Raw genomic sequence first — 5,733 nt, 5'->3', positions numbered from 1 at the left:
GCGCGCCCGCGCCCGCCCGAACGTCATGACGCGGGCGGCGATCAACAGCACCGCCAGCGCGGCGAGCAGCAGCGGCGGCAGTACGGGTTCCAGGCTCATCGCCGCATCACCACCGGCCACCACCACAGCACCGTCAGTGCCAGCAACCCGAGCAACACGGGAAGCCCAGGGGTTTCGGCCGACCGCACATCGGCGGCGTATCCCGTCGTCCCTGCGTGCGGTGGGTGCTCCCGGATCTCGGTCAGATGTGCGGCCACGTCGGCCGGATCGGAAAACCAGCGCCCACCGGTGTCACGGGTCAGGTCGGCCACCGCGCCAGGCCCGGGCGTGATGGCGTTGACCTGCACGCCCGCCGTGACCGCGAGTTCACGGAGACGGTCCGCGGTGAACAGCGGTGCGGTGTCGCCGGGTAGCGATTCGGGTCCGACGTAGATCAGCGACCTTCGTTGTGCGGACTTCTCCTCGAACGCCGGGAATCCGGTCAGGCACAGGGCCAGCACGTCCTCGACGTTGGCGGCGTAGTCGACGTAGGCCACCGGAGAGACGAACGGCCGGTTTGCGTCCTGCTCGGCGAACCCGCCGAATTGCGCTGAGGCATATGAATAATCGCGGGTGAGCGGGACCACCCGCCGGTTCGCCGAGGTCAGCCCGATCCGTTCGGTGCCGAAGGAACCGATCTGATCGGCGAAGTACCGCAACGTGGTGCTGACGGCCGAGTCGGTCACTGGGCCGCCGACGCAGACCATGATGTCTTCCGGTGTCGCGACCTGCGTGGTGCGGGTCCACGACGGCATTCCGGTGGGGCGCGCGGTCACCACCACCGCCGACACGAAGGCCAGCGTCAGCGTCACCATCGCCACCACGGCCGCCATGGTTCGCAGCCGCGCCGCCCGCACGTATTCGGGCAACCGGGTCAACCGCCCGGTATTGGCCAACGGGGTCAGGTCATCCGGGTCAGCGGACTGCTTCACCAGCAGCGCCAGCCCGACACACGCGGCGAGTGCGAGGCAACCGATGATCGCCACCGTCCACCAGATCAGGTCCATCCGCGGATCAACTCCTCGGTGGTGTCGCTGGCCGCCCCGGCGTCGAGCGTCGTGCGGTGGTTGAACTGAATATCGGTGAGCTCGGCCAGGATCGGTGCGGCCGGCGCGGCGGCGCTGGCCGCGATGGCGTCGACCTGCATGTACTGCGCCTGCACCCCGGTGGCCGAATGGAGGAACGCCCGCAGTTCGCGACTCAGCGCGGCGCCGGCCGGTGTCGCGTCGAGATCACCCGCCCGGTAACGGTTTCCGATCACCCGGACCGCGCGGGCCGACCGGCGCCGCAGATATTCGGCACGGGCGGCGCCGAGGACGGGCAGGTCACGCACCGAGCGGCGCTGCGAGGTCAGGAGGAACACCCCCGCATACCAGGCGGCCAGCAGCAGGATCAGGCCGATCGCGGCCCACAGCCACCCGGGCGAATAGGGCGTGGGCCCGATCACATGGCGCAGCAGGTCATCCGGCACGGGCATACACTCCGGTCATCGCGGTCAGCGCCGCCCTGATCCGCATGCTGCCGGTTACCCGGGCATGCGGGATCCGCTGCGTGGTCAGGAACTCCGAAAGTTCCTCGCGCCGTTGCGCTTCGGCACGTCGATAGGCCTCGACGACATCGGGACCCAATCCCGAGAGGATGGGCCGGCCGTCGGCGACCTCGTAGCTGCGGCCGGTGTCGCGGTGTGCGCTCACCGCAGGCATGTCGCTGACCAGAGCCCACAGCACATCGTGGCGGGCCGTCAGGGAACCCAGCACGGCGGCGAGCCGGTCATTGACCTGCGGTTCGTCGGACACCACGAAGATCAGCAGCCGGTGCCGATAGTGCCGGGCCACCCACTCGAGCTGGACCCGGATGTCGCTCGGCCCGGGCTGATCGGTGGTGTGGTGGTGAAACCGGTGCAGCATGCTCTCGATGTGGGTCTCTCCGCGGCGCAACCGGATGTCCACGTTGCCGCGATGGTCGCCGAGCACCATGGCGATCTCGTCGGACCGCGGCAGTGTCATCAGTCCGATGGCGCCGATGAGGTGCAGCGCCACCGTCCTTTTCAGCTCACCTGACGGGGCCAGCGCGCAACTGTTGCGGCCGGCGTCGGCGACGACGAGGACCTTGTGGTGCTTCTCGGAGACGAATCGCTTGATCAGGGTGTGCCCGGAGCGCGCGGTGGCCTTCCAGTCGATATCGCGGACGTCGTCACCGGGGACGTAGGGACGTAGCTCGTCGAATTCCAGGCTGCGCGTGTGGATCAGCGCATACCGGCCACCTTCGAGTAGCCCGCCGGGGTCGCGGCCGGCGTACGCCTTGGCGGAGTCCAGGTACCTGCCCACGGCGGCCTCACGGCACNGGTGCGCGGCACGAACGGCACCCCGATCTGATCGGCGACAGCCCGCAGCGCCTGAGCTCCGGCCCCGCCGTAGCCCAGCACCGCACCACCGTCGACCGCACCCTCCGGCAACTGGAATTCGCGCTGCGGTGCTTGTGATTCCGCTGCGCCTGCGCCCAGATAGAACACCAGATTCCGGGCTCGGGGGAACTGCTGCACCGCGCCGATCAACTGGTAACGCAGCACGCTGGCGGCCGCACCGACATTGGCGTCCGGCGTCGCGGCATATGCGTTCATCGACTCGACCACCGGGCGCAGGCTCCACGTGTCGGCGGACAGCGGCCATTCCACCGCCGGGCGGTCGGCGAAGGAGATCAGCGCGAAGCGCGCGTCGGGATGCCGTTCGATCAGGGCCGCGATGTCGTCACGGGCCGCCGCCATCCGGGAGCGACCATCGGTGCCGGGCTCGGACATCTCCGGGGACCGGTCGAGGAGCACGAAGATGTTGGGGTCGCGATCACCGGCGGGGCGCGGCACGGTGTCGNGTGCGGCAGAACGCCAAGGTGGCCCGCGGGCTGGCCCCGTACTCGATCACCCGGGCCAGGTTGGCCGGCAGGTGCCGGCCCGGCTCGCGGGTGACGGCGACCAGGCGGCTGGCGTATTCAACCAGCGCGCGGTCCAGATACACCGACCGGACGATGTCCTGGACGCGACGCACGTCGTCGATGGTGACGACGGGTGCGGCACGATGCCCGCGGTCGTAGAGGCCGGCGTCCATCCGGGCGGCGATCTCGACCTCGTCCTCGATGGTGGGATAGCCCACGATCTCCTTGAGCATGAACCGGTCGGTCTGGGCCTCCGACAATGGGTAGGTGCCCTCCTGGTCGACGGGATTCTGGGTGGCGATCACGAGAAATGGCTCGGGGATGGGATATTCGACGCCGGCGATCGTGGTCTGGCGCTCCTCCATCGCCTCCAGCATCGCGCTCTGAGTCTTGGCGCTGGAGCGGTTGATCTCGTCGAGCAACACGATGTTGGCGTGCACCGGGCCCAGCTGGGTGGCGAACGAGTTGTGCGCGGCCTCATAGATCTGGGTGCCGATGATGTCGCTGGGGAGCAGATCGGGCGTGCACTGGATGCGGCGGAAACTGCCGTCGATGGATTCGGCGACGACCCGGGCCGCGGTGGTCTTGGCCAGCCCTGGCACGCTCTCCAACAGCAGGTGCCCACCGGCCAGCAATGCCACCAACATCGATTCGCGCAGGTGGTCCTGCCCTACCACCCGGGTGGCGAACGCCGAGGTCACCGCACCCACGATGCGCTTGGCTTCGGCGGCGTCGCGCTGGTCAACCTGCAATCGTGGTGCCGTCATGGATCCTCTCCGGTCGGTCGTCCCCCTTCCCCAGATCCACACCAAGTACCCAGACTTTGCCGACTTCATGCGCCGGCAAGCGCTTGCGCGGCAGCACCTCGCGGGGATTAGCCGCGGCGCCGACCCGGGTATCCGGACGGCATGAACCGCACCGATTCGCTACCGACCCCCGAGACGGGTTTGGTGCTGACCCACTTTCTCACCGTCACCGACGTACCCCGCTCCAGAGCCTTCTACAGCGAGGTGCTCGGCGGCGAGGTGGTGATGGCCGAGGACCCGTGCATCGTCAAGCTGGCGAACAGTTGGTTGATCATGAATCCGGGCGGCGGTCCGACACCGGACAAACCCGACGTGACGTTGCGGCCGCCGAGTGATCCGCACACCGCGACCAGCTTCCTGAACATCCGGGTGGCCGACATCGAGGCGTGCTACCGCGAATGGAGCGAGAAGGGTGCGGCGTTCCTGACCCCGCCCATCGACCGTAAGGCCGAAGTGCGTTGCTACATGCGCGATCCGGACGGCTACCTCATCGAGGTGGGTCAGATGACCGGCCTGCTCAGCGGTATTCACGCCGGGACGGGCACACCCACCTGACGCTGCCTCGACTTCCGGCCGGTGCGCCGGGGCCACCAGAACCAGCGGCCGAGCAGCACGGCGATCGGCGGGACCACGAAGGTCCGGACCACCATGGTGTCGATCAGCAGCCCGATGCCGATGGTGGATCCGACCTGGGCGATCGTCACGACACTGGCACCGAGCATCGCGAACATCGTCAGTCCGAAGACGATGCCTGCGACGGTGACCACGCTGCCGGTTCCGGCAAACGCCCGGACCGTCGCGGTGCGGATGCCCGCATGGGCCTCGTCGCGCAATCGCATCGCCAGGAGCAGGTTGTAATCGGCTCCGACCGCCACGAGGGCGATGAACGCCAGCGCGGGCACCGCCCAGTGCAGGGGTTGACCGACGACGTACTGCCAGATCGCCGCGCTGGCGCCGAGCGCGGACAAGTACGAGATCGTGACCGTGGCCAGCACTGCGATCCCGGCGACCGGGCTGCGCAACATGGCGGCCACGATCACGAAGATCAGGATGAGCGTGGCGACGACGAGCAGCGTGAAGTCGTGCTTGACGTAGGTGATGAGTTCGGCGGTGGCCGTCCCGACCCCGGTGAGGTCGACGACGCCACCCGCGGCCAGCGGGGTGTCCTTGAGCGCCTCGGCGGCCGCGATCCGGATCTCGGCGGAGCGATCTGCGCCGTCACGCCCCCAGGATTCGCCGTCCCCGTAGACCAGCAGCCGGGTGGCGTGGCCGTCCGGGGAGAACATCATCGTCATCACCCGGCGGTAGTCGGGATCGTCGAAAGTCCTTGGCGGCAGGTAGAACCCGCCTTCGGCACTGCCGTCGAAATCGGCACTCAACTGGGACAGATACCCGGTCATCTGCTCCATCTGTGGCCCCACCGAGCCCAGGCTGGTGCGCAATGACGCGGTCAGACTCCGCAGTTCGGTCAGGGCCCCGCGCATCGTGGCCACCCCCCGGGCCGCCCCGTCCAGCGAGTCGGTCGCGCCGGCGGCGCCCTCTCGAAGCGCACCGGCACCGCCGGCGAGCGTGCCGGTGGCGCTCACCGCATCGTCGAGCGGCGCGACGATCTTCTGCACTGCCGAGCAGATCGGGTTCCCCGCGCAATCGGGGGTGTTGCGGACGAACTGGCGCAGCGGATCGGCATAGCCGGACACCGTCTGCAGGTTGTCTTGCAGCCCGGTCATCCCGGCACCGATGTCCTGCGACCCGGCGCCGACGCGATCCAAGCCGTTCACCGCACCGGTCAAGCCGCGTTGCATACCGTCCAAGGAAGCATCCAGCTGGTTGATCGTGGTCAGCACGGTGTTTACGGATGACATCCCGTCGAGCGCGGATTGTGCTGTGCTGTCGAGCTGTTCGCCGATCTGGCCGGCCTGGTAGGCGAGGGTGCCCTGGCGCACCGGGCTACCGGCGGGCC

6 protein-coding genes and 1 pseudogene are annotated in these 5,733 nt (G+C 68.7%); 1 reads left to right on the top strand and 6 read right to left on the bottom strand.

Annotated features, from left to right (window positions below; translation table 11 throughout):
• Nucleotides 1–95: 95 nt before the first annotated feature.
• From BN4332_RS23650 to BN4332_RS23630, 5 genes and pseudogenes are all read right to left on the bottom strand, one after another.
• A complete protein-coding gene (locus BN4332_RS23650) occupies nt 96–1,046 on the bottom strand; it encodes a hypothetical protein (protein ID WP_066901929.1) in 951 nt (316 codons plus the stop codon).
• Nucleotides 1,037–1,516: a hypothetical protein gene (locus tag BN4332_RS23645; RefSeq protein WP_276079916.1), complete on the bottom strand. Its 480-nt coding sequence runs from the start codon at nt 1,514–1,516 to the stop codon at nt 1,037–1,039. Before BN4332_RS23645 ends, BN4332_RS23650 begins: the two co-directional genes overlap by 10 nt.
• Complete coding sequence (locus BN4332_RS23640; protein WP_066901928.1) at nt 1,500–2,366, bottom strand: DUF58 domain-containing protein; 867 nt, start codon at nt 2,364–2,366, stop codon at nt 1,500–1,502. The genes BN4332_RS23645 and BN4332_RS23640 overlap by 17 nt, the downstream gene beginning before the upstream one ends.
• Nucleotides 2,285–2,860: a VWA domain-containing protein gene (locus BN4332_RS23635; RefSeq protein ID WP_435405208.1), complete on the bottom strand. Its 576-nt coding sequence runs from the start codon at nt 2,858–2,860 to the stop codon at nt 2,285–2,287. Before BN4332_RS23635 ends, BN4332_RS23640 begins: the two co-directional genes overlap by 82 nt.
• Before the next feature lie 31 nt (nt 2,861–2,891).
• A pseudogene (locus tag BN4332_RS23630) lies at nt 2,892–3,734 on the bottom strand (AAA family ATPase); the annotation flags it as partial.
• 141 nt (nt 3,735–3,875) lie between these two features.
• Here BN4332_RS23630 and BN4332_RS23625 point away from each other — a divergent pair.
• Complete coding sequence (locus BN4332_RS23625) at nt 3,876–4,328, top strand: VOC family protein (RefSeq protein ID WP_066901927.1); 453 nt, start codon at nt 3,876–3,878, stop codon at nt 4,326–4,328.
• On the opposite strand, the gene BN4332_RS23620 is transcribed toward BN4332_RS23625, so the two are convergent.
• The coding region (locus BN4332_RS23620; RefSeq protein WP_160110921.1) for an MMPL family transporter at nt 4,301–5,733 on the bottom strand (1,433 nt) is incomplete at its 5' end. The two genes, BN4332_RS23625 and BN4332_RS23620, sit on opposite strands and share 28 nt — an antisense overlap.

Source organism: Mycolicibacterium houstonense (assembly GCF_900078665.2).
Classification (GTDB): Bacteria; Actinomycetota; Actinomycetes; order Mycobacteriales; family Mycobacteriaceae; genus Mycobacterium; species Mycobacterium houstonense.
Note: the sequence above shows the minus strand (reverse complement) of the source record. Positions and strands in the feature narration are given on the sequence as shown.